We start from the raw sequence: 21,898 nt of genomic DNA, 5'->3' as shown, positions 1-21,898 counted from the left end.
TCTCTTTTTCATAACCAAATGATGAAGGGAGTACTGCTTTACATACCACAGCCTGGATTGTTACGGCACAATCGTCAGCATCACTACCGACATTGGCGGCAATGTAACATCCAGACGCTGACCCTGCTGCTGGAAGGACGTAAAAGCTGCCTTTTTTACACGCTCCGGCTGGTCAAACGTATTATGTGCCTGCATTTCATCGCTGGCAAGGACAACTCCACTGATCCCCTTAACCTCTTCCAGTCCTCTTAGCTCCAGATTTAAATTTGCCGACTCGCCCGGATGGACATTGCACAAGCTGATATGAATATAGCCATCCTGTGCCTTGGAGGCGGACATGCTTACTTGTGGGATGGAATCGCCATCGTATTCATAACGGCCTACTTCCGTATTTGTAGCGAGTGCTTGTGCATCCTGATGCACCTTGAACATTTCAAATACATGATATGTCGGCGTCAACAGCATAGCAGGTCCTTCGGTTAGAACCATCGCTTGCAAAACATTGACCATTTGGGCAATATTCGTCATCTGCACACGGTCATGATGATTATGGAAAATGTGCAGGTGCAGCCCGGCTACAAGCGCGTCGCGCATTGTATTTTGCTGATACAAAAAGCCCGGATTCGTACCCGGCTCGGTCAGGAACCAGGTTCCCCATTCATCGACGATCAATCCGACCCGCTTGTCAGGATCATATTGGTCCATAATGGCAGAATGGCGCGTAATCAATTCGTCCATGTGCAATGATTTTTTCATCGTCTCAAACCATTCCGCTTCATCAAAACCGAGTGCCTGCCGTTTTCCTTCCCAACCGCCTGGGATCGTGTAGTTGTGCAGGCTCAAACCGTCCATAAGATGTCCGGCTTCACGCATCAGCACTTCTGTCCAACGATAATCATCCACATTCGCCCCGCCTGCAATCCGATAAATGCGGTTATCGCCATAGTTACGAACATAGGTCTGATAGCGGCGATACAGATCGGCATAATATTCCGGACGCATGTTACCGCCACAACCCCAGTTCTCGTTCCCCACTCCAAAATATTTGAGCTTCCACGGTTTCTCACGACCATTTTCCTGACGCCATGCAGCCATGGGGGATTCCCCGTCAAAGGTCATGTACTCTACCCATTCCGACATTTCCTGTACTGTGCCACTGCCTACATTTCCACAAATGTAAGGCTCTGCATCTAATAGCTCACATAATTGGAAAAACTCATGTGTGCCAAAATGATTATTTTCAACCACACCGCCCCAATGCGTATTTACCATTCTCTTACGGTTTTCTTTCGGTCCAACACCGTCTTTCCAATGATATTCATCGGCAAAACATCCCCCTGGCCAACGCAGCACAGGAATATTCAGCTTTTTAAGCGCTTCTGCCACATCATTACGAATTCCATCCGTGTTCGGAATCGGAGATTCCTGCCCAACCCATAAGCCTTCATAAATACATCTTCCAAGATGCTCGGCAAATTGCCCGTAGATATTCTTGTTAATAACGCCTTGTTCCCAATCGGTATTTACAATAATGGAACCCTTCACAACAAGCCCTCCCCCAAAATATTAAAAATTCCTGCCTCATCCGCATAAATGATTACGCTTTCAAAATAACGAACATGTAGCTCTTTCTGCCGGACTCTTTACTAACTTAACCTTTGTGTTTTCTTCAAGTCCAGTAAGCATTTGATTAATATAAACATTAATAATTAAACAAAATCATTTTACACGTTTAATATATTTTATTGTCTACTATTTGTCAATCTTAAGCAAAAAGGTTCATTCAAACCAAAAAGCCTGCCATTAAGGCAGACTGGGATGGGGGTATTATGAGGACGCTCCTTGCCAGCGTGAACCACTGTAACTGGGACAGTTATGTGTGGCTGCCAAGGCACGTACACGGACAATGCTTCCGCTAATGCCGCATGTATGCCCAGCCATTAAGTCTTCGCACTGTGAGCAGGCCAACAGTCTGGCCTCATACACTTCATCGTTCACACATTCCACTTTGGGTCTCATGTTATTTAGAATTCTGGTAATTTGTTCCTCTGATATCGTGATGTCTCTTTCGCAGCCCTTACAGGTGCTTGTTACCGTTACATCTCTCATCATCAGTTTACCCTCCCTATAACAAGATCCTAATTCAATGCAGTTGATTCCATACTATCGTTATTATAGCATTTCCTTTTTTAAGCTGGTCTTATTTTCGTTCCTGCGGAAGCTGAGCAGCCGCCTCAGCTACGACCATCGCCAAGTCCTCATTTCCAAACATGGATAGCACCCCCAATACCGTATCGAGCGGAATATCGCCCGCTTCTTCACACGATACAGTCAGCTTGCGTACTCGTAGCAGACGCTCGTTGCTATCTTGCTGCGGATACGCTGCACGATATAATTCTTCCGGCTCCAGCCCATGATTGATGCACCATTGCGCAAACACTAGAATCATCATGTCCTCTTCCTGCTTGTAATTTTCGATAATGGCTTCCTCTAGCTGTTTACCACGGTTATCCTCTACCATTTATTCATTTCTCCTTTAACCTGTTTCTTGATGTCTGGATTCGTCATGATTGCTGTCTTTCGTTTAATAAGTTTGGCACTAGCCATTCAGATGATTGATCAGTTCGTCTGCCAGCATATGGCTTTCCAGCACCTTTCCAGCACTTATAGCACACTCCTCCGGACGATGAATATGCTCCAGAAAATGGTTCACTACTCCGCTGAATCCGCGTCTTTCCAAAATCGTGTCCCAGCTTCCGAAAGCTTGCGTTAGTGGCAGCTTGCTTTTTTCCGTGAAAACAGCCTCTTCCATATTGCTTACTTCAGCAGATCGGCCTGCCCCATGCAGCTCCAGCCTCTCTATGTCAGCTCCTGCCTGTCTGCTCATACTATAGCTGCCGAAAGCATTTCCCAAACGTACGGAACCAAACGAAGCATCCATATACCCTTCATTCGTCGTCGTCAGTTTACTGTGCAACAGCTCATAATCATCGCCGCCCAGCCACAATAGCAAATCAAGCATATGAATCAAATCATCATAGACCGTTTGTTCAGCAGGTCTCCGATCATACCCCGTTCGGTGTTTAATTGCTGCACATTGACTGAAACCGCCCGCTTCCTCCAGCCACGCTTTAGCAGCTACATAATGCGGAGCAAAACGTCGGTTAAAACCTACCGCCAGCAGCACGGCTTGTGCCTCCGCAAACGCGGTCATCTCCACACTTTGACGAACATCATAGGACAACGGTTTATCTACATACACCGCAATTCCTTTTTCAATACACGCCATAACCAGATCAAAATGAGCTTCCGTCGCGGCATGTATAAAAACAGCTTCCGGCTCCCATGCCAGCAGCTCCTTTACATCTGTCGTTCCTCTTGGCAGCCTATATTGCTCCATAATAGCATTAACCGGCTCCTGCGAACGGTTCATGACACCTATAATGTCTACACCTTCGTGTGCAGTCAGCAATGGCAAATACACTTTGCGAGCAATACCTCCCAGCCCTGCAATGGCCACTCTTGTTTTTGTCTGCTTGTTCATACTATTGTCACCTCTAATTACTCATTCATCTGTTGTCTAGTTTACATGGAAGTCTGCTGACAAGCAAAGAAAAAGAGACTGCTCCGGTCCAGTTGGACTTAACGGAACAGCCTCTATGTAAGAATGCTCTGCTTATGCTGCAATGACTTAAAAAGACTTGCTTAAGCGTGAAGCGCTTGTTTTTTTGTTTTCTCCGATTTTGCCTTTTTAACACGCAGTCCAATGGCTACAACCAGAACCACAATCAGAGCTTCAAAACCATATTTAACGACCCCATTTGCGAACCAATGTGTAATTAACGGCTCAGCCACCACCATTTTGGCAGCGGTATAAGCTAATACAGCAGCTCCAATCGTAATGACGACCGGATAACGTTCAGTCAGTTTCAAGATAATCGTACTTCCCCATACCATGATTGGAACAGAGATCGCCAGACCAAGAATAACGAGCAGCATATCTCCATGAGCCGCTCCCGCGACAGCAAGTACATTGTCGAGTCCCATCATTGTATCTGCAATAATAATGGTGCGAATCGCTGCCCACATTTGATTGGTTGCTGAAATTTCGTGTTTCTTTTCTTCCACTAGCAGCTTGTAGGCGATATAGATGAGTGCAAGTCCCCCGATTAATCGCAAGCCATAAATTTGCAGTAAATACGTGACCAATACCGTAGCAATCACACGAATGATGACTGCGCCGACCGTCCCCCAAATAATAACCTTCTTTTGGTTGGCCTTGTCAACATTGCGAGCTGCCAGGCCGATTACGATCGCATTATCTCCAGCTAGCACCAGATCAATGATAATGATGGACAATAATGCGGTAAAAAACTCAATTGACAAAAAATCCATACGTTCTCCCACCTTCTTTATTTATTTGTTATACTGTACATAGTTCAGCGCTTTATACTAAAAAAGCGCCCCTTCACGGAAATCCGGAAATGGCGCTTGACCCAAATTTAGCATCAAAAAAAGACCATTTACCTGGATTCCGAAAATCCTGGCAAAGGTCTCGCTTACAACATAACGTTGCCAATAAAGCCGGGGATTTATAATCCCGTAATGACGACTTTACTCGTTGAGCTACTCCCCTTTGGGAACTATTCTGTTAGTGGCAGTATAACACACATTATTGGGAATGTGAACCTTATTTTTTTGTATGAGCGATAAGCCAAACAGAGATAATGAAAGAGGTATGTAAATGAAAAAATGGCTATTCGCCGCTGCTTATGTTTCGCTGCTCTGCATCGCGTTTATTTACAGATATGATTGGCTTGCTTGGGCAAATAAGCAAACCTCCTTCCCGGCTCTGCTGCTAATTGCATTTTTATTCGCGTTAATTCCGTTCGTGCCTTACAAGCTGATTATCGCTTCCATTGCTTATGCGGCAGGTGCCTGGCAAGGCGCTTTGATCTGCTGGCTTGGCACTACCTTGGCTGCACTGGTCGTTTATGGTGCGGTACGTACCCTGTTCCGCGACAAAGGGCGGGCATATCTGGAGCGGTTTCCCGCTTTAGATCGCTTGAACCAGGTCATGGAGCGGGAGCCTTTTACCGCTGTGCTGCTGGCTCGCCTGATTCCGATCATCCCGCAGGCGGCTGTAAATGTATACGCCGGAGTAGCGGGGTTTCCGTTTTGGAGCTTTCTACTAGGGACCGCTATTGGCAAATTGCCCGCAATTGCCGTATACGCTTATGCAGGCGGCACCATTGCGGAACATCCGATCACCGGCTTGCTCATTTTGCTGTTGTATACTGCGCTGCTAGGCGGCTGCTTTGTACTGTACCGAAAAAGACTTCAACGTGCCAATAGAACATAGCGTTGTGGGGTTTTTACCCCAAATCTGTTGGGTTGTAGAACTATCATTTTGAGGAAGAGATCGTTGCGGAACCGATCAGCTTGTGATGGTTCATTGGATTTTGCAAAAATGTCATATATAATTTAATTGTAAGCTATTTAAATATTAACTAATTTACAAACTCAGATTGGAGTGACAAATATGAGCACCAACAATCCAAACACAGTGGAAAAGGCAACATTTGCAGGCGGCTGCTTCTGGTGCATGGTTTCCCCTTTCGAGGAATTGCCCGGTATTTTAAAGGTTAGATCCGGCTATACGGGAGGACATACAGAAAACCCCACCTATGAAGAGGTGTGCTCTGAAACCACAGGACATGTGGAAGCGGTACAGATTACATTTGATCCACAAGTTTTCCCGTATGAAAAACTCTTGGAGCTTTTCTGGCAGCAAATTGACCCGACAGATGAAGGAGGACAATTCCACGATAGAGGCTCGTCCTACCAAACGGCTATTTTCTATCATAATGAAGAGCAGCGAATCCAAGCAGAAGCCTCTAAAGAAGCCCTAGCTCAAAGTGGACGCTTCGACAAGCCCATTGCTACACCCATCCTGCCTGCGGCAACTTTTTATGAAGCGGAAGAATATCATCAGGACTATCACAAGAAGAATCCCGCTCATTACAAACGCTACCGCAAAGGCTCAGGCCGCGAAGATTTTATCGAGCAGAATTGGTCCAACAAGATTGATAAATCTGATCTTAAAAATCGGCTGACCCCTATCCAATACGAAGTAACACAAAAAAACGCGACCGAACGCCCTTTTCAAAATGAGTTTTGGGATCATGAGGGTGAAGGCATTTATGTGGATATCGTATCAGGAGAACCTTTGTTCAGCTCGCTGGACAAATATGATGCAGGCTGCGGTTGGCCCAGCTTTACCCGCCCCTTGCGCAGCTACAGCATCAAAGAAAAGACCGATCTCAGCCATTTTATGATCCGTACCGAGGTCCGTAGTCGTGAAGCAGACTCTCATTTGGGGCATGTATTTGACGATGGTCCAGGTCCAGAGGGTCTCCGCTATTGCATCAATTCCGCCGCACTCCGCTTTGTTCCTCTAGAGGACCTGGAGCGAGAAGGATATGGAGCCTACAAGTCATTGTTTGAAAGTAAGTAAATCACAAAAGCATCTCAGGCTGGCTCAAGGCATCTTTAACGGATGACCTTGGGCCAGCCTTTTTTGATATACAGCACATCATTACGCCTCAGCCCATAACCCATCCAAGCCAAATGGCCAGCGGTACCAGTAGCAACTGTGCAAGCAAAGTACCTGCCAAACGCGAGATGATCATCCAGCCGTACATACTGTTCATCCGATGTAAAGGCAGTTCTCCACGCAACGTTTTTTCCGACAAAACGGCCAATCGAGGATCAATTAACAGGGTCAATAGTACCGTTGCCACGCCATTGATTAGACCTGACGACATGGACATTGCCGTACCTTGAGCGGGCCACAGGAATGATGCGTACAAGGCGGATACCACCCCAGTCGTGTAAATTGCGGTAACCGTCATATTCAGAACAATAAGGCGCTTGGGTATTACTCCACTCAACAGCGTGGTGAGCATGGACCAGGTAGGACGCTTTATATAGTAGCCCGCATACTTCCAGCGATTTCGCAGCATGAAATGGCGCATCAAAGCCGGAATAGACCCCGTATGCTCCAAATGTACAATCCATCTGGCTGACATACGTACAACCGTCGGATACAACCATATAGCAAGCATTGTTCCAAAGGTTGCTGCCAATAACACTCCATGCATATGCAGCTCCAGTCTGACATCCGCTCCGCCCGTTCGTGCCGCAGCTTTGGCCTGATCAACCATTCCTCCCAGCAAAGGCCCCTGCGCCATATTGGAGGTACGTGAAATCAACAGCAGCATCCCCGCTACAGTTAACGCCAGTCCGATACGGCGCGCCCGCAAGCCTCCAAGCCGTAGGGCGTAAGACAAGCTATCCGTAGTATGTATGATGATGGTAAGTAGAAAAACAAAACCCCAGGCAAGCAAAAGCTCCACTCCTTTTCTGGTATTCTGCATTGCATTCTGCACATCATTATACGCTTTTTCCCGAAATACATTTTACAATATTTTCATTTCTTTTTTTGTTTATTGAAGTCAGCAGCGGGTAACACATAGTACATCATCTGCTATAAGGAGTATACGACTATGCCTTGGAACAAACATGATTCCCCCCCTTCCATGAAAAAATCTGGAACCACGAGTTCGCGAAGATGCTATTGATATTGCTAACGCTTGCTTCGTAACGGCTATGAAGAAGGACGCTCCATTGCACGAGTGCAATATCTCAAGCCGAGGAATGGAACGATCAAGAACTTAGATACAGCGAAAGGGTGTTACGTAAGAAGATTTCTCCTCCTGACGTAACACCCTTTCCTTATTGACGAAGGCTGTGGACGACCGGCACTGTTTTGGCGACTACCTTTTGGGCTGGAACAGCCGCAGGCAGCACCTTTTTCTCAGGTCGGCGCAATTGGAACGTTGTCGTCCATGTAATGATTTTTCCGGCAAGCCACACAGCCAGTATTGTAAACATTGTTTCCTTCACAGGTAGATACAATAGTGATAATCCTAATACGATAATGTCACTGACAATAAACACATTGCCGATTTTCCATCCACGCCACTCACTGATTAGCAGGGACAAAATGTCATCGCCCCCGGTTGCTCCACCGAATCGCAGTACGATTCCGGCTCCCAACCCAGTAAGTACTCCACAAAGCAAAGCCGCTATTAGCAAGTTGCCATGCAGATTTATAACCAGCGTCGAATATTTTTCAAATCCTGCATAAAACAGGGAAAAGCCGACCGCTCCGATCAATGCCAGCAGCATGAATCTTCTGCCCTTCAACACCCATGCCAGAATGATGACAGGAATATCCAGCAACAGCATACTCCACGCCGGAGATATGCCAAAGGCGTAATGTCCCAGCAGGGCCAGCCCCGCAAATCCGCCTTCTGACAAATGATTTTGAGCATTAATGTGATAGTACGTAAAAGCTAAAATGCATGTTCCGAGCAGCATGACAACAATCTGCCTTAGTGCTCCATTGTTCACGATAGATTCGTAAGTTTTCCTCATACAGGCTCCCTCGGTTTCTCGTAAGTTTGATGTGGATGAGCCCACTCTTACGGAAGCTTCCGGGTAAAATGTGCCTTGAGGACTTGGTCCTTCGCATGTACAATCCCCTCTTCCGCAGAGTTGGCTTTCGCAACTTGACGTTACTCCGCGGAAAAGCTAAGTATAAGACAGATCAAATCGTTTCCAAATCGTCCTTTGGGGAAGTATCCTTCGGGGACACATGGTATCCTGATCCTTTCTTTTGTGGAATAAAACTCCGACATTTCTGTGGTACATGTAATTCTATATTCATTATACCACACCCTACCACTTACTAAACAGCTTGCTTTTTATAGCTGCACCATATTTTTTATTTTATGTGCGAGCATGCTTTATTGTATGTGCGAATTACCGCATTATACCAAAGGTTTGGCGAATGCCGTATAATATCACTCCCGACATCGTTTTATCTGTTTACAACGATATTATCCGGCTAATTTTACTGTTCTGCTCTGATTGGCCATATACACACCTCCCAGGATAAGAGCCAGCCCGGCCAGAACGTTCCAGCCAATATGCTCATTCAAAAGCAAAGATCCCCATACAATAGCGCTCACCGGCACAAAATAAGTCACCGAAGAAGCAAATTCCGCACTTCCCCGCAAAATCATATAATTGAACAAAATATACGCTACTCCTGACCCCAAAACTCCCAGTCCTACGAGGGAACCAAACACACCGGGAACAAAAACAATCGACAAATCAGGTTTCTCTATAATTGCCATCATGATGCCACCCCCAGCTGCCGCACCCAACAGTGTCGCAAAGGTAGCATGGTACGTGGACAGATTGGAGAGAACACGTCTGGATAGCTGTGTTCCAAATCCGTAGCAGAGAGTTGCAAGCAGCATACATCCAAAACCTACAGGATCCACAGAAATAATGGATGCAGGATTAATACCCAGTAAAATAATAATCCCTATAAAAGCGAGGCACATTCCCAACCACTGCAGCCGATGAAACACAGCTCCGAAAAAGGCAAGCCCCACCAGCATGGTCCAAATGGGCGTTGTAGCATTCAATACCGAGGCCATGCTGCTGGCTATTCTGGTCTCGCTAAAACCGATCAAGGTCCATGGTAAAACCATGTTGACCAAAGCTACCAGAATAACGGACTTCCACGGAATACTTTTGATTTTAAACGGTATGCGCATAAACAGCATCAACAAGACAATAAAAACAAATCCGAAGCTGGAACGGAGAAATACAATGGTCCACGGGCCTACTTGATGCAGCAACAACACCTTAATAAACAAAAACGAACCACCCCAAATAAGACTTAATAGCAATAACGCCGCATACAACGAACGTGACAATATGTATACCCTCTTTCTCTACCTTCTTATGCTAAGTAGTAGCGACTGACCACAAGCCGTAACACTCTTCCTTTTCAGTAACGCTTTCTCCTAGTATGTAGTTATTTTGTCCAATAGCTTAACATACCCTCTGTTTCACTGTCATCATGATCCAATTAAAAATACTTTGCTCCACGACCTGTCCGAATGATGCTTTAAATCAACGTATAAACAATCCCATCGGCTCTCCTGCACATTTCCAATAATTGATGATTGCTTAGGTAATAGGAAAATACCTATGATGAGGTATAAAGAGAACACTTGTTCTATACACTAATTATATATTGTATCCTTACTCCGAGTAAAGGAGATTTTTTATGACAAACAAAAAGCTGCTGGACAACAAGAGTAAAGCCCCCCGGCCTTCCGAAAAAGATTCAGGGTTGATCAAGGCTTGTGTACTGTTGACCCTTGTGTTGGACGTATTAGAGCGGGACATACGTATTCTGAATGCCTCTCCTTTAAAAATGCCCGATCTGTACGTTCGCAGCCTGACTGAAGTACAGCAGCGCGCAGCTGTTCAATTAGCAGAGACAAAAGCCCAGATGAAAAAGCAAGGGATTAAAATATACAGTGAAATCCGGAATCATGAAGGGGTAGAGGTTTTATATATATGTCGTGGCTATCAAAGGCGGTTTTTCATGCTTTCGTCCTTTGCCCGCAGTGAAGTCAGACAGAAACTGGGACATTATCTGGGAATTGATCTTACTCAAGATGATGTCCCTTTGTAATGGATAAGCCTCCAGATCATGGATAAATCCAATCCATTTGGCGCACATTATACGTATCTCATCCAAAAAGGAGATGCTCTCTTGACCAGGCATGACGCAGCTTTCTTTGAATTAAGCAGAAATGTTTCCTTTATTGAGCAAGCACTTTCTTATACGGATGATTTACAAAAACAGGAAATTTCTGTTAACGGTAAAGATAGTATGCTTCTTTATATTGATTCGCTCGTAGATCAGGAGATGATTCAGACACATATCCTGACTTCTTTATATGAGCAAACCGATACAAACTCTCATCAAATGTTCACCACCCTGAGCAGCCAAAAGGATACGAACCTCCACAATGCTGCTGATTCGCTTATTCAGGGCTATTGCATTTTTATGATAGATGGAACGGAAGAATTTTATATCCTTTCCACCGAAAAAACATACTATCGCAGTACAGATGAACCGGAGAATGAAGGGGTTATTCGCGGACCACACAACGGATTTGTTGAGCAGTTATCCATCAATCTGAATCTGATTCGCAAACAAATTGTCAACCCGTCGCTGGTTGTACGTTATTTTTATGTCGGGTCTAAAACGCGAACTAAAATTGCTATTGTCTATGTTCAAGACCTGGCTAATCCCGAGCTGGTGGAGGAAGTGAAGACGAGAATTAAAGCGATTTCCTCGGATATGGTCCTCCCTCCCGGTTTTATTCAAGAGTTTACGGAGGACAATCCTTTTTCCCTGTTTCCTCAGCAGCTCAGCACGGAACGGCCGGACCGGGTAACTGCTAATCTAATGGAGGGACGGATAGCGATTTTGGCTGAAGGTAGCCCTACCGCTTTAATTGCTCCCGTTTCTTTTTTTGCATTTTACCAAAGCCCTGATGATTATCATGGCCGTTGGATTATCAGTTCATTTCTAAGAATGATTCGAATGGTGAGCTTTCTGATCGCTTTTACGCTACCTGCCGTTTACATTGCAACGATAGCTTTTCATTCTGCTATTTTGCCATTAGAACTGGCACACACCATCAAAAAATCACTGGCGAATATCCCCTTTCCAGCTATTGTCGAGGCCATGCTGCTTGAATTGATCTTTGAGGTGCTGCGGGAAGCCGGGGTCCGCCTCCCTAGTCGGGTCGGTCAAACGATTGGTATCGTTGGCGGTTTGGTCATCGGGGATGCTATCGTTCGGGCAGGTCTCGTGTCATATACGATGATTATCGTCGTCTCGTTAACAGCCATTTCTTCTTTTTTAGTACCCTCTCATGATATGAGCTCGGCTGTCCGTATTCTCCGTTTTCCAATGATGATTGCTGCGGCCTTGTTCGGATATATCGGCATTGCTTTTGGTTTGCTTATTCTCACCATCCACCTTTGCAAGCTGGAGACTTTTGGTACGCCCTATTTTGCTCCTCTTGCACCTTTTCGGCTTGGCGATATGAAGGATGTTTTTATCCGTTTTCCCATATGGACACTCCATCAGCGGCCCCATGGTTCTAAAGCCCAAAAATTGAAGCAACAGAACGACTCTAGGAGCTGGAAACGACGTGAATAAAGAAAGTACTATTACACGGAATCAACTGTTTTTTTTGATCATCAAGTTTGAGATTGGCGTAGACATTTTATCACTTCCCTATCAAATGCACCTTTCCTCCAAAGGAGGGGGCTTGATATCTGTCCTTATTGGCGGCTTTCTGACCCAGCTTATCATTTTGCTGTGCTGGCTCTTGCTAAGACGATTCCCCTCTTCCTCTATATATCAAATATTAACCCAGCTTACCGGATCCTGGATTGGCAAAATACTGACCGCCACTTACATTGCTTTCTATCTGCTTATGGGGACCTCGGTTCTTGTGAATGCTTATGACGTTATTAACCGCTGGATGCTGCAGTTTACTCCCCGTTGGGCTATACTGGCACTGTTTTTGTTCAGTAGCATCTATCTGGTTCGGGAAAATTTGAGAACAATTACACGGGTGCTTGTGTTAATCTCATTTCTGATTTTGCCAATGATACTATTAATCAGCTATGGCATAAAGCAATCCAACCCACTTTATTTGTTGCCACTAACTGAGGCGGGATGGCCCCGTATTATTGTCGGTTCAAAAGAAACACTGATGGCGATGTTTGGTTTTGAGTTTATTCTCGTCGTCTTCCCTATGATAGAGGGCAAGAGTGTGGGTAAGCTCAAGACAATTCTGGCAGCTAACGTGACCGTGGTCTTGTTGTATTGTTTTACGGTATTCACCTGTCAAACTGCATTTAGCCCCCAGCAGCTTGATTTAATGCCCGAGCCGATCATTTATTTGCTCAGGTCTATTCCGCTGGGAACGATGGATCGGGTCGACTTTATTTTCCTGCCGATTTGGCTCATTTCGATCTTTGGTGCCATAAGCGCCTACTATTATGCTGCGTCTTACGGAATAAGCTACCTACTCAAGCAAAAAAGTCACAAAAAAGCAGTTCCCTTTGTTGTGCTCGCCTCATGCATAATTGCTTATTTGCCCCAACGAAGAGAAGATTTCGAGCTCATTGGTTCCCTAGCGAATAGTTCCGCTTATATTTTCCTGATTGTGCTCCCTTTTCTGCTGTTGATCCTATCTTATGTTTTCAAAAAAAAGGAGGAAGCCGAAACATGAAAAAAAGGAGCAGAGCGCTTGGAATGCTGGCTCTACTCATTTTTACAACGGGCTGTTGGGATCAGGACAGCTTGAGGGATGCCAGATTGGCAAATGCATCGGCTTATGATCTCACTCCTGAAGGTATGCTGAAGCAAACGCTGGAAATTGTAGATGACTCTCAAGGCAATCAAGGCAAAAGCACCAATGAAATTCATTCAAGCACCGGAAATTCCGTCCGGCAGAGTACAGACAAAATCCGGGCCAAAGTAACCGGGGATATCCGCTTTTTCAAATATGGAATTATCTTGTATGGTGAAAGCGTGGCCCGAAAAGATTTATACTCTTTTCTGGATGTGCTGTACCGGGAGCCTGACTATCCAACTTCCCATGTCAAGATTGCTATTGTAGACGGACTGGCTGGAGATATCCTAGAACAACAAAGCATAAGCAGCCTTTTAATTGGTGAATTTATAACCAAAAAAATCAGAAGCCTCGAAAACATGTGTGTTTTCCCTGAAATGACGTTGGAGACATTGCTTCCCCCAATGCTTGATCCGGGTCAAGATTTCGCACTTCCCTATCTTGCCAAAGAAGGAGAAGATATTATAGCGCGTGGAATTGCCTTATTTCACGGACAAAAGTTCACAGGAAACCTAAGCACCAAGCAAGGTCCTTTATACGTCCTGATGACTGGAAAATGGAAAAAGACAGCTACCTTCGTAAAAAAGGTACATCCAGGGCCTGCCAGTGATGTGCAAAACTTTATTACGTATCAGGCCATTACGCAGAGCGTCAAACGTCACCTTGCAGTGAAGGTTCAGCGAGATGGCCAAATTGATGTGAATCTCAACTTGAAACTGCCTGTCAATGTTGTTGAATATGCACGAGACCATCTTCAAGATAAGGCTAATGTACAGCGTCTGAATGATCAGCTTTCCGAGATCATGACCCAGGATGCGGAAAAAATTATTCGTACACTTCAAGAAAGCGGATGTGATGCCTTTGGCATAGGCAGACAGTTGATTGCCCACCATCCAGCCGTATGGAAAATTATGGATTGGAATAAAGATTACCCTAATGTCCGTTTTCATACACAGGTCACTGTCGACATTGTCGGGAACGGCATTTTAAACTAGATCTTCCCACGTTGTTAGTTTTTGGGTTGATCAGGTGTTGTTTCAGGATAAATAACCTCTTCGGGCTTCGTTTTTGGAGCCTCATTCTGGCTCTCTGCTTCAGAAGGAGTCTCCTGCTCATTTTCAACAGCTGGCTGCGAAGTATCTACTGATGGCAAATCATTGTTCTCATCAGGCATACTTATCCCAGTGTCTGTGTCAGGAACAGAAGGAGTCGTCTCCTCTGATGGGACTTTCTCTTGGTCTGTTGCAGGTTCTTCTTTCTCTGGAACCTCTGTTTCCTTTATATCTGGTTTGGTCGATACCGATGGTTTGGAAGAACGGGGAAGCTGTTCCCTCCCGACTTCAGTCGGCACATATTTTTGATTAAACCAGTCGGTCACGAGTTGACCGGATTGGCGGGAATAACGTCCCGGAAGTTTACCTGTAAGACTAGAGACCGTAACTTTCACAACACCTTCTGGCTGTATAAAATGCTTATTCTTGAAAAGCTGGGGCTGAGCCTTGATCGCCTCATTCATGATTAGCGCCCACACCGACTGTGCTCTGGTATGCCCTGCTTGTGATAGTGTATTCACCTGTTGACGATAACCAGCCCAGACGCCAAGCGTAACATCAGGGGTGTAGCCCATGAACCACACATCACCAAAGTTTTGTGTCGTACCGGTTTTACCGGCAATATCAATGGTGCCGTAGCTTCTAAAAGCCTTTTGCAGTCGTTTCCCGGTTCCCCTCGGGTCAGATATAACGGTTCTGAGCATATCCGTCATCAAAAATGCGGTTTGCTGCGAATATACCCGCTTCGACTGTGGTTTATATTCATATACAATCTTGCCATTGGCATCCGTAATTTTGCTGATCAGATGAGGTGCATTGTATACCCCCATATTAGGAATCGTTCCATATGCTGCAGTCAACTCCTCAACGGATACGCCTTTACTTAGTCCACCCAGTACACCTGTCTGGGCATATTCATCCTGCGGCTGTATCGTCGTAATTCCAAGAGAACGAACAAAATTCCAAGCATTATGAATTTTAACTTCATATAAAAACAGCCTCAGGGCAGGAATGTTGATTGACCGATTGAGCGCTTCACGGGCTGTCATAAGCCCTTCGTATCTTCTGTTATAATTTTTAGGAATATGATAGCCTTTACGTCCGTCTTTCAATATAATTTGCGAATCATCAATAAGACCAGCAGGCTGAGTGTAGCCCTTTTCCAAAGCGGGCAAATAAGCAGCAATCGGCTTTATGGCAGAACCGGGCTGACGTGTCATTTGAGTTGCATAGTTCATCTGCTCTGTATTAAAATCCCTGCCCTCGATCATACCCAGTATAGCTCCCGTTTTATGATCAATCATGATTGCTGCAATCTGCTCTAATCCCTTCTGCTTGCTGTATGGAGAAAAGTTTTGCGGATTGGCTGCAATCTGCCGCATATCATTATAAATTTTCTTATTTATCGTTGTATAAATTCGATAGCCAGACCGTTGCAACTCTTCTCGTGTGTTTTGAAGAAGCTCAGCATGCTCGGGCTTGGAAATCTCGGCGGCCGTAAGATCCGGATTTTGCTGGAGCGCTAAGAGCTGAGCGGCCTCACGCTCTGTCTCCAGCATCAAATAAGGGAATGTGTTATAACTTTTTTCACGATGTGGCGCAAGAGTGGCCTTAACATCAAATTGGAGCGCTTCATTATATTCTGTTGGTGTGAGTTTACCTGTTGCCAGCATTCTTGCCAGTACTACACGTTGGCGCTCCATTGCTTTGTCGAAGCCTTCTTCATCGAACTTCCCTTTTCCATCAAAAGCAGAATAAACAGACGGCAATTGTGGCAGACCTGCCAAATAAGCCGCTTGAGCAATATGAAGCTTATGTAGATCACTTACATTAAAAATTCCTAATGAAGCGGACTTGATTCCATACAAATTATAACCAGCTGAACCGTTGCCAAAAGGCATTTTGTTTAAGTAGGCCGTTAATATTTTATCCTTGCTCATAAAACGCTCCATACGCAATGCAAGCAGCATTTCCTTCACCTTACGGCTGTCTGTCTTGTCGAGGCTGAGGAAAACCCGCCGGGCTACCTGCTGCGTCAGTGTGCTACCGCCCGTTTGGCGGTTCTCGTTCAGAAGCTTCTGTTTGACAGCCCGAGCCGTTCCTTTTAAATCAACGCCACGATGCTCATAAAACTGACTGTCTTCCGTTGAAATAAGAGCATCTATAATAGACTGAGGAACATCCTTCAGGTCAACGAGCTGTCGATCCTCTTCCATGCGCATTCGTCCAACCGGAGTAACCTGATCATTAAAATATACAAAGCTGGTCAGAGCATTTTCATCTACCTTCTCATATATCAACTGACGTGATCGTACAGGTTCATCATGAACCAGCGCTGCCACATAACCAGATATAAGCCCTCCGGCAAATAGCACTCCCAACAAGCCTGCAAGCGAGAACCACTTGATATTAATCAGCAAAACTTTACCGAAAATACGCCACCTGCTGCGTTTTTGAGATGATGGTCGACGTTTTGGGTCCATAAAAATGATTTTCTCCCCTCAATATTCATTCATTTCCACTTGTTTTTGTTCAAGATAATATGATACGCCATGTTAGGTTTCCCGTAAACTGCAACGTTCCAAAAAATACATTTGTATTAGGAACACTTGTTCTGTATATAATACTACTATATGAGTTTATATTCAAGAATATTTTGGAAAAGTAATGGGCACATATCTGGAAAGGAGGTTGTAATTATTGAAGAAGCGCAACAAAAGAACTATATTTTTAGCGGACTGCCAAAGTTTTTATACCAGTATTGAGAAGGCGGATGATCCTAAATACCAAAACAAACCGCTCGTTGTTGCCGGTGATCCCTCACTTCGTTCAGGTATTATTTTAGCTGCGTGTCCGCTGGCCAAAAAATACGGTATATCTACTGCAGAACGTCTGGGAGAAGCGATGAAAAAATGTCCTGACCTTATCATTGTACGCCCGCGTATGCAGCATTATATCGACGTTTCATTAAAAATAACAGAAATCTATAATGAATATACGGATTTAGTTGAGGTCTTCAGTATTGATGAACAATTCTTGGATATGAGTGGAAGTCTCTCCCTCTTCGGAGATCCAATAAGTATTGCAAATGAAATTCAGCAAAAAGTATTGGCACAAACAGGAGTGTGGGTCCGCATCGGCATCAGCTCCAATAAAATGCTAGCCAAGGCCTGTCTAGATATATGGGCTAAAAAAAATGACAGCGGCATTTTCTTGTTGCCTGCATCCGATATTGCAGCACTGCTGTGGCCTCAGCCAGTGCGTCATATGTTCGGTATCGGCTCGCGTATGGAACGGCATTTGGCGAAGCTTGGGCTGCACACCATTGGAGATATTGCACAAACTCCCCTGCCCCGGCTTCAGAGCAAGTTCCTGTCTCATTTCGGCAAGCAGTCAAATATTCAGGCAGAGGTACTTTGGCGAACCGCTAATGGAATAGATCACAGTCCCGTGAAGCCGGAAACATTTGACGCGCCTCCCAAATCTATCGGGCATATGATGACCCTCCCCCGGGATTATATCCAGCCTGCAGAGGTGGAAACCATCCTGCTTGAGCTGACGGAGGAGGTATGCCGAGACTCGCGTCGTAAAGGATATATGGGCTCAGTTGTGACCGTTCATTGTATGTGCAGTCCGTACGATGCACCGACCGGATTCTCCCGGCAGATAAAGCTGCCCGATCCTACAAACCATACGCAAAAGGTGTACGAAACCGTAAAAAGAATCTTCTATACCTTTTGGAACCGTATGCCGGTGAAGCGCGCAGGCATCACTCTAAGTGGCTTGGTGGATGATCAACTGTATCAGTTGGACCTTTTTGAAGATCTGGAACGATCCCGAGCTCTGGAAAAGGTAACGGACACTTTAAAGGACCGGTACGGTCAGGCAATTATCATGCGCGCATCGTCGTTAACAAATGCCGGGCAGGCCAGCGAGCGGTCTGTTAAAATTGGCGGCCATTACAAATAAACAATTCACGATAAGTAGAGACAATTGCCCGGGGAATGAAATACAAGGACAAAGAGCAGATCACGAATAAAGAAACCAAGTAAAAAAGGATCGCCTGACATGAGGCAATCCTTTTTCCATTTGTGCTTCATACAGAGCATATGGAATGCTTAGAGTAACCCTGCCAATATGCAATCAACGGAACATTCCCCACAGCTTGATCAGATGAAATGTATTAGACGGATCAATTTTTTGTGCCAGCACAAAGGCTGTTAATTGCTCCTCCTGCGCGGCCGTCAGCCGCTCGTTCAAAATTGCAGAAGTGGACTTCACAAGGTGACGTACCTTAGCCTTGTTTTGCAGATCTGCTTTGGTCACACCTTCGATCTGCTGCTTAACCCGATCCTTGAGCACACGGTTTTTCATTTTTAACTTAATCCGCTCCACCAGTTGCGGGCTGATTCCATATTGCTGATAGCTCAATGTTGCCACACCTCCCATATCATTCGGTCATTCCCAAATATATGATGGCTGGCTTGTCCATTGTGCCTATCTAAATTAAAAGGATTAAAACAACCTCATGCTTCCTGCGGAATCAGTCGATGAGATCGCCTTGGAAAATCTGCTCTTTTTGCAAATAACCGCGCAGTGCTTCATATTGTGGAGATGTCCAAAAAGACGAATCCTTGATCAGATCAGTCGCATCCTCACGGGCCTTTTCCAGCACCTCAAAATCCGCTACCATATCTGCTAACCGAAACTCGGGCAGCCCACTCTGCTTGGTGCCAAAAAAATCACCCGGCCCTCTCAAGTCCAGATCACGTCTGGCGACCTCAAAGCCATCATCCGTATCGGTCATAACCTTCATCCGCTCCTGACCAACCTCCGACTTGGGATCAGCAACCAATATACAGTATGAGGCATGTGCGCCCCGTCCGACGCGCCCACGCAGCTGATGCAGTTGGGACAGTCCGAAGCGATCCGCATCCATAATAATCATGAGCGTCGCATTCGGTACGTCTACTCCTACCTCCACAACCGTCGTTGAAATGAGCAGCTGAATCTCATTCGCATAAAAAGAACGCATAACCTCTTCTTTTTCCGCAGGAGTCATTCGTCCATGCAGCAACCCGACACGGTAATTCGGAAAAGCCTGCTGCATTTGAATATGCAGATCAATGGCATTCTGTACGTCCAGCTTCTCCGACTCTTCAATTAACGGACAAATCAGATAAGCCTGCCGCCCCTGATCCACCTCGCGGGAAATAAAGCCAAGCACCCGATCCATCAATTCATGCTTCACCCAATACGTCGAAATTGGAATACGTCCCTTGGGCCGCTCTGATATTGTAGAAACATCCATATCACCAAAAGCAGTAATCGCCAACGTACGCGGGATCGGTGTTGCCGTCATGGTCAACACATCGGGATTGTATCCCTTGCGACGCAATATGCTGCGCTGGTTCACGCCGAATCTGTGCTGCTCATCCGTTACGACAAGCCCGAGCTGGCGGAAATATACATCCTCCTGAATGAGGGCATGGGTGCCTACCACAATGTCCAGCAGCCCCATCTGCAGGGAAGCAAGCAGCTCCTTACGTTTCTTTCCGGTCGTACTTCCTGTCAGCAGCCCAACACTAATTCCAAAGGGCTCAAACAGCTTGTGAAGCGACCTCATATGCTGCTCGGCCAAAATTTCAGTCGGCACCATCAGTGCCCCCTGAAAACCGGAACGCACGGTAGCAAATAAACCAATGGCGGCAACAACCGTTTTACCCGACCCGACATCTCCTTGAAGCAGACGGTTCATACAATAGGGCGAGCGCAGATCATGCAGTATTTCCAGCTCGACCTTCTTCTGTGCATCCGTTAATTCAAAAGGCAAGGACCTCACGAATTCACGAACTGTGGCATTGTCCACCGTATGTACAACCCCGTCTGCTCGACCACGGTTTAACGCCCGGAATGCCTGCATTTTCAGCTGGAATAAAAAAAGCTCCTCATACACCATGCGGCGGCGAGCCTCTTGCCCTTCGCGGTTGTCCTCAGGCTGGTGTATACCCGTAATGGCCTTTTTACGAGGCATCATGCTATATTTACGTACAAGCGGCTCCGGCAAAATTTCAGGAATCATTTCACCGAACTGCTGAAGCGTCTGATTCATGGTTTTCCGCATCCAGCTTTGCGTAATCTTGCCGCCTATAGAGTACACAGGCTGAAGTGTCCCTGAACGGGCCACTCCTTTATCGGGAAACTCGGAATCCGAAACGGTCATTTGCATCCGCTTAAGGTCCCATTTACCAGTCACCACAATTTCACGGCCTGATGTTAGCTGATCCTTCAAAAAATGCCGATTAAACCACGTCGCGGTAAACATCCAATCCTCGGCCATCAATTTACAAGTCAACCTCGATTTGCGGCCGTATCGTTGAAGCACCGGAATGCCCATAATTTTGGCCTGTACCGTAATCTTATCTCCGTCCTTCACTTCGCTTAGTGAGCGCAGGCGATAATCTTCATACCGAAACGGATAATATTCCAGCATGTCTTGCACGTTAGAAATGCCAAAAGCGTGAAGCTCTCCTTCTTTGAGAGCACTCACGCCGTGTATTTGTTTCAATGGTATTTGATCCAGTTGCAACATATTACCTCTCATCTCCGGCCGGCCATGCAAAAATGCCAATCGTTCCTGGCCCTACATGGGCTCCAATCACAGCGCCAAGTTCAGTATATATTCGATCTCCCAGCTCAAAATGCTCTGCCAGCTGAGCCACGAACGCTTCTGCCACCGAGCGATCTGCCGTATGACCCACAGCAATATTAATTTTTTGGCCTTTTAAATCCCGCTCCAGCAGTTCAATAATTCGTGCTGTCGCTTTTTTATGCCCTCTCGCCTTTTCAACCGAATAAATAATGCCTTCTTTGTCAATCGAAAGAATCGGCTTAATGTTAAGCAACGTACCAACCATAGCCGCTGCCTTGCCAATACGTCCGCCTTTTTGCAAGTATTCCAGTGTATCCACCAGGAAATACAAACAACGGCGCTCCCCACGACGTTCCACAGCCTGAACAATATCAGCCGGGGATTGCCCGGCAGCCGCCAGCTCTGCGGCATAGACCACAAGCATACCGTATCCGTATGAAGCTGATTTGGAATCCACCACGGTCACTCTATCTTCATGCTTCTCCAGCATGGATTTGCCCAGCAGAGCGGACTGATACGTTCCGCTCACGCCGGAGGACAAATGGATAGAAACAATCTGGCTCTCAGGATGCTGCTCCAGCAACGTCGTATAAGCCTCCAAAAAACGGGCTGGTGAAGGCTGTGACGTCGTAGGCAGCTCATCTGCCCGCACCAGTTCGCTGTAAAACTGCGCGGCTGACATTTCAATCCCATCCAGATAAGCCGTGCTGCCGAACATGACCGTCAGCGGTACAACGACTATACCGAGACGGTCTACCAATTCCTGTGGAATATCAGCCGTGCTGTCCGTCACAATGATGGTACTGCTCATCAGT

General features: G+C 45.9%; 19 protein-coding genes. 7 read left to right on the top strand and 12 right to left on the bottom strand.

All coding sequences use genetic code 11. The annotated features are described in order from the left end of the window. Window positions 1-60: 60 nt before the first annotated feature. The 5 genes from BAZ21_RS09295 to BAZ21_RS09275 all read right to left on the bottom strand — a co-directional run bounded on the left by BAZ21_RS09295 (window position 61) and on the right by BAZ21_RS09275 (window position 4,395). Window positions 61-1,545 carry an alpha-N-arabinofuranosidase gene (locus BAZ21_RS09295; RefSeq protein WP_068499271.1) on the bottom strand — a complete coding sequence of 495 codons (1,485 nt, stop codon included), beginning with the start codon at window positions 1,543-1,545 and terminating at the stop codon, window positions 61-63. Window positions 1,546-1,827: 282 nt separating this feature from the next. Continuing rightward, on the bottom strand, window positions 1,828-2,109 hold the full coding sequence (locus BAZ21_RS09290; protein ID WP_068499933.1) for a hypothetical protein: 282 nt from the start codon (window positions 2,107-2,109) through the stop codon (window positions 1,828-1,830). A gap of 91 nt (window positions 2,110-2,200) precedes the next feature. Then, complete coding sequence (locus tag BAZ21_RS09285; protein ID WP_068499269.1) at window positions 2,201-2,521, bottom strand: hypothetical protein; 321 nt, start codon at window positions 2,519-2,521, stop codon at window positions 2,201-2,203. 78 nt (window positions 2,522-2,599) lie between these two features. Continuing rightward, complete coding sequence (locus tag BAZ21_RS09280; RefSeq protein ID WP_068499266.1) at window positions 2,600-3,544, bottom strand: Gfo/Idh/MocA family protein; 945 nt, start codon at window positions 3,542-3,544, stop codon at window positions 2,600-2,602. Between the two features lie 161 nt (window positions 3,545-3,705). Continuing rightward, a complete protein-coding gene (locus BAZ21_RS09275; protein ID WP_068499264.1) occupies window positions 3,706-4,395 on the bottom strand; it encodes a TerC family protein in 690 nt (229 codons plus the stop codon). Between the two features lie 349 nt (window positions 4,396-4,744). Here BAZ21_RS09275 and BAZ21_RS09270 point away from each other — a divergent pair, with 349 nt between their 5' ends. Then, window positions 4,745-5,362, top strand: a complete 618-nt coding sequence (locus BAZ21_RS09270; protein ID WP_068499262.1) for a TVP38/TMEM64 family protein — start codon at window positions 4,745-4,747, stop codon at window positions 5,360-5,362. A gap of 180 nt (window positions 5,363-5,542) precedes the next feature. Next, window positions 5,543-6,517, top strand: a complete 975-nt coding sequence (gene msrA, locus BAZ21_RS09265) for a peptide-methionine (S)-S-oxide reductase MsrA (RefSeq protein WP_068499260.1) — start codon at window positions 5,543-5,545, stop codon at window positions 6,515-6,517. Between the two features lie 88 nt (window positions 6,518-6,605). Here the strand turns inward: msrA and BAZ21_RS09260 are convergent, their stop codons facing one another. The 3 genes from BAZ21_RS09260 to BAZ21_RS09250 form a co-directional block, all read right to left on the bottom strand. Continuing rightward, window positions 6,606-7,409, bottom strand: coding sequence for a lipid II flippase Amj family protein (locus tag BAZ21_RS09260; RefSeq protein ID WP_068499258.1), 804 nt, complete (start codon window positions 7,407-7,409; stop codon window positions 6,606-6,608). A gap of 388 nt (window positions 7,410-7,797) precedes the next feature. After that, on the bottom strand, window positions 7,798-8,502 hold the full coding sequence (locus BAZ21_RS09255; protein WP_068499255.1) for a YitT family protein: 705 nt from the start codon (window positions 8,500-8,502) through the stop codon (window positions 7,798-7,800). Between the two features lie 464 nt (window positions 8,503-8,966). Further along, window positions 8,967-9,857 carry a DMT family transporter gene (locus tag BAZ21_RS09250; protein ID WP_068499253.1) on the bottom strand — a complete coding sequence of 297 codons (891 nt, stop codon included), beginning with the start codon at window positions 9,855-9,857 and terminating at the stop codon, window positions 8,967-8,969. 356 nt (window positions 9,858-10,213) lie between these two features. Here BAZ21_RS09250 and BAZ21_RS09245 point away from each other — a divergent pair, with 356 nt between their 5' ends. The 4 genes from BAZ21_RS09245 to BAZ21_RS09230 all read left to right on the top strand — a co-directional run bounded on the left by BAZ21_RS09245 (window position 10,214) and on the right by BAZ21_RS09230 (window position 14,374). Continuing rightward, window positions 10,214-10,627 carry a hypothetical protein gene (locus BAZ21_RS09245; RefSeq protein WP_068499252.1) on the top strand — a complete coding sequence of 138 codons (414 nt, stop codon included), beginning with the start codon at window positions 10,214-10,216 and terminating at the stop codon, window positions 10,625-10,627. Between the two features lie 81 nt (window positions 10,628-10,708). Then, window positions 10,709-12,172 carry a spore germination protein gene (locus BAZ21_RS09240; RefSeq protein ID WP_068499249.1) on the top strand — a complete coding sequence of 488 codons (1,464 nt, stop codon included), beginning with the start codon at window positions 10,709-10,711 and terminating at the stop codon, window positions 12,170-12,172. Then, a complete protein-coding gene (locus BAZ21_RS09235) occupies window positions 12,165-13,256 on the top strand; it encodes a GerAB/ArcD/ProY family transporter (RefSeq protein WP_068499247.1) in 1,092 nt (363 codons plus the stop codon). Before BAZ21_RS09240 ends, BAZ21_RS09235 begins: the two co-directional genes overlap by 8 nt. Then, entirely contained in the window at window positions 13,253-14,374 is a 1,122-nt protein-coding gene (locus BAZ21_RS09230) for a Ger(x)C family spore germination protein (protein WP_068499245.1), read from the top strand. The genes BAZ21_RS09235 and BAZ21_RS09230 overlap by 4 nt, the downstream gene beginning before the upstream one ends. A gap of 14 nt (window positions 14,375-14,388) precedes the next feature. On the opposite strand, the gene BAZ21_RS09225 is transcribed toward BAZ21_RS09230, so the two are convergent. Continuing rightward, window positions 14,389-16,914 carry a transglycosylase domain-containing protein gene (locus BAZ21_RS09225; RefSeq protein WP_068499242.1) on the bottom strand — a complete coding sequence of 842 codons (2,526 nt, stop codon included), beginning with the start codon at window positions 16,912-16,914 and terminating at the stop codon, window positions 14,389-14,391. A 217-nt stretch (window positions 16,915-17,131) separates the two neighbouring features. Here BAZ21_RS09225 and BAZ21_RS09220 point away from each other — a divergent pair, with 217 nt between their 5' ends. Then, the gene (locus BAZ21_RS09220) at window positions 17,132-18,400 is read left to right on the top strand and encodes a DNA polymerase IV (RefSeq protein ID WP_068499241.1); all 1,269 of its coding nucleotides are present in this window, start codon (window positions 17,132-17,134) and stop codon (window positions 18,398-18,400) included. A gap of 174 nt (window positions 18,401-18,574) precedes the next feature. Here the strand turns inward: BAZ21_RS09220 and BAZ21_RS09215 are convergent, their stop codons facing one another. From BAZ21_RS09215 to BAZ21_RS09205, 3 genes are all read right to left on the bottom strand, one after another. Further along, entirely contained in the window at window positions 18,575-18,862 is a 288-nt protein-coding gene (locus BAZ21_RS09215) for a stage VI sporulation protein F (RefSeq protein WP_025720107.1), read from the bottom strand. A gap of 112 nt (window positions 18,863-18,974) precedes the next feature. Next, the gene (gene recG / locus BAZ21_RS09210) at window positions 18,975-21,023 is read right to left on the bottom strand and encodes an ATP-dependent DNA helicase RecG (protein ID WP_068499239.1); all 2,049 of its coding nucleotides are present in this window, start codon (window positions 21,021-21,023) and stop codon (window positions 18,975-18,977) included. Window position 21,024: 1 nt separating this feature from the next. Then, window positions 21,025-21,894 carry a DegV family protein gene (locus BAZ21_RS09205; RefSeq protein ID WP_068499238.1) on the bottom strand — a complete coding sequence of 290 codons (870 nt, stop codon included), beginning with the start codon at window positions 21,892-21,894 and terminating at the stop codon, window positions 21,025-21,027. Window positions 21,895-21,898 lie beyond the last annotated feature (4 nt).

The sequence above is a fragment of the Paenibacillus kribbensis genome (assembly GCF_001705305.1).
Taxonomy (GTDB): Bacteria; Bacillota; Bacilli; order Paenibacillales; family Paenibacillaceae; genus Paenibacillus; species Paenibacillus kribbensis_B.
The sequence above is the reverse complement of the archived record's forward strand: the minus strand, read 5'-3'. Positions and strand labels throughout refer to the sequence as shown.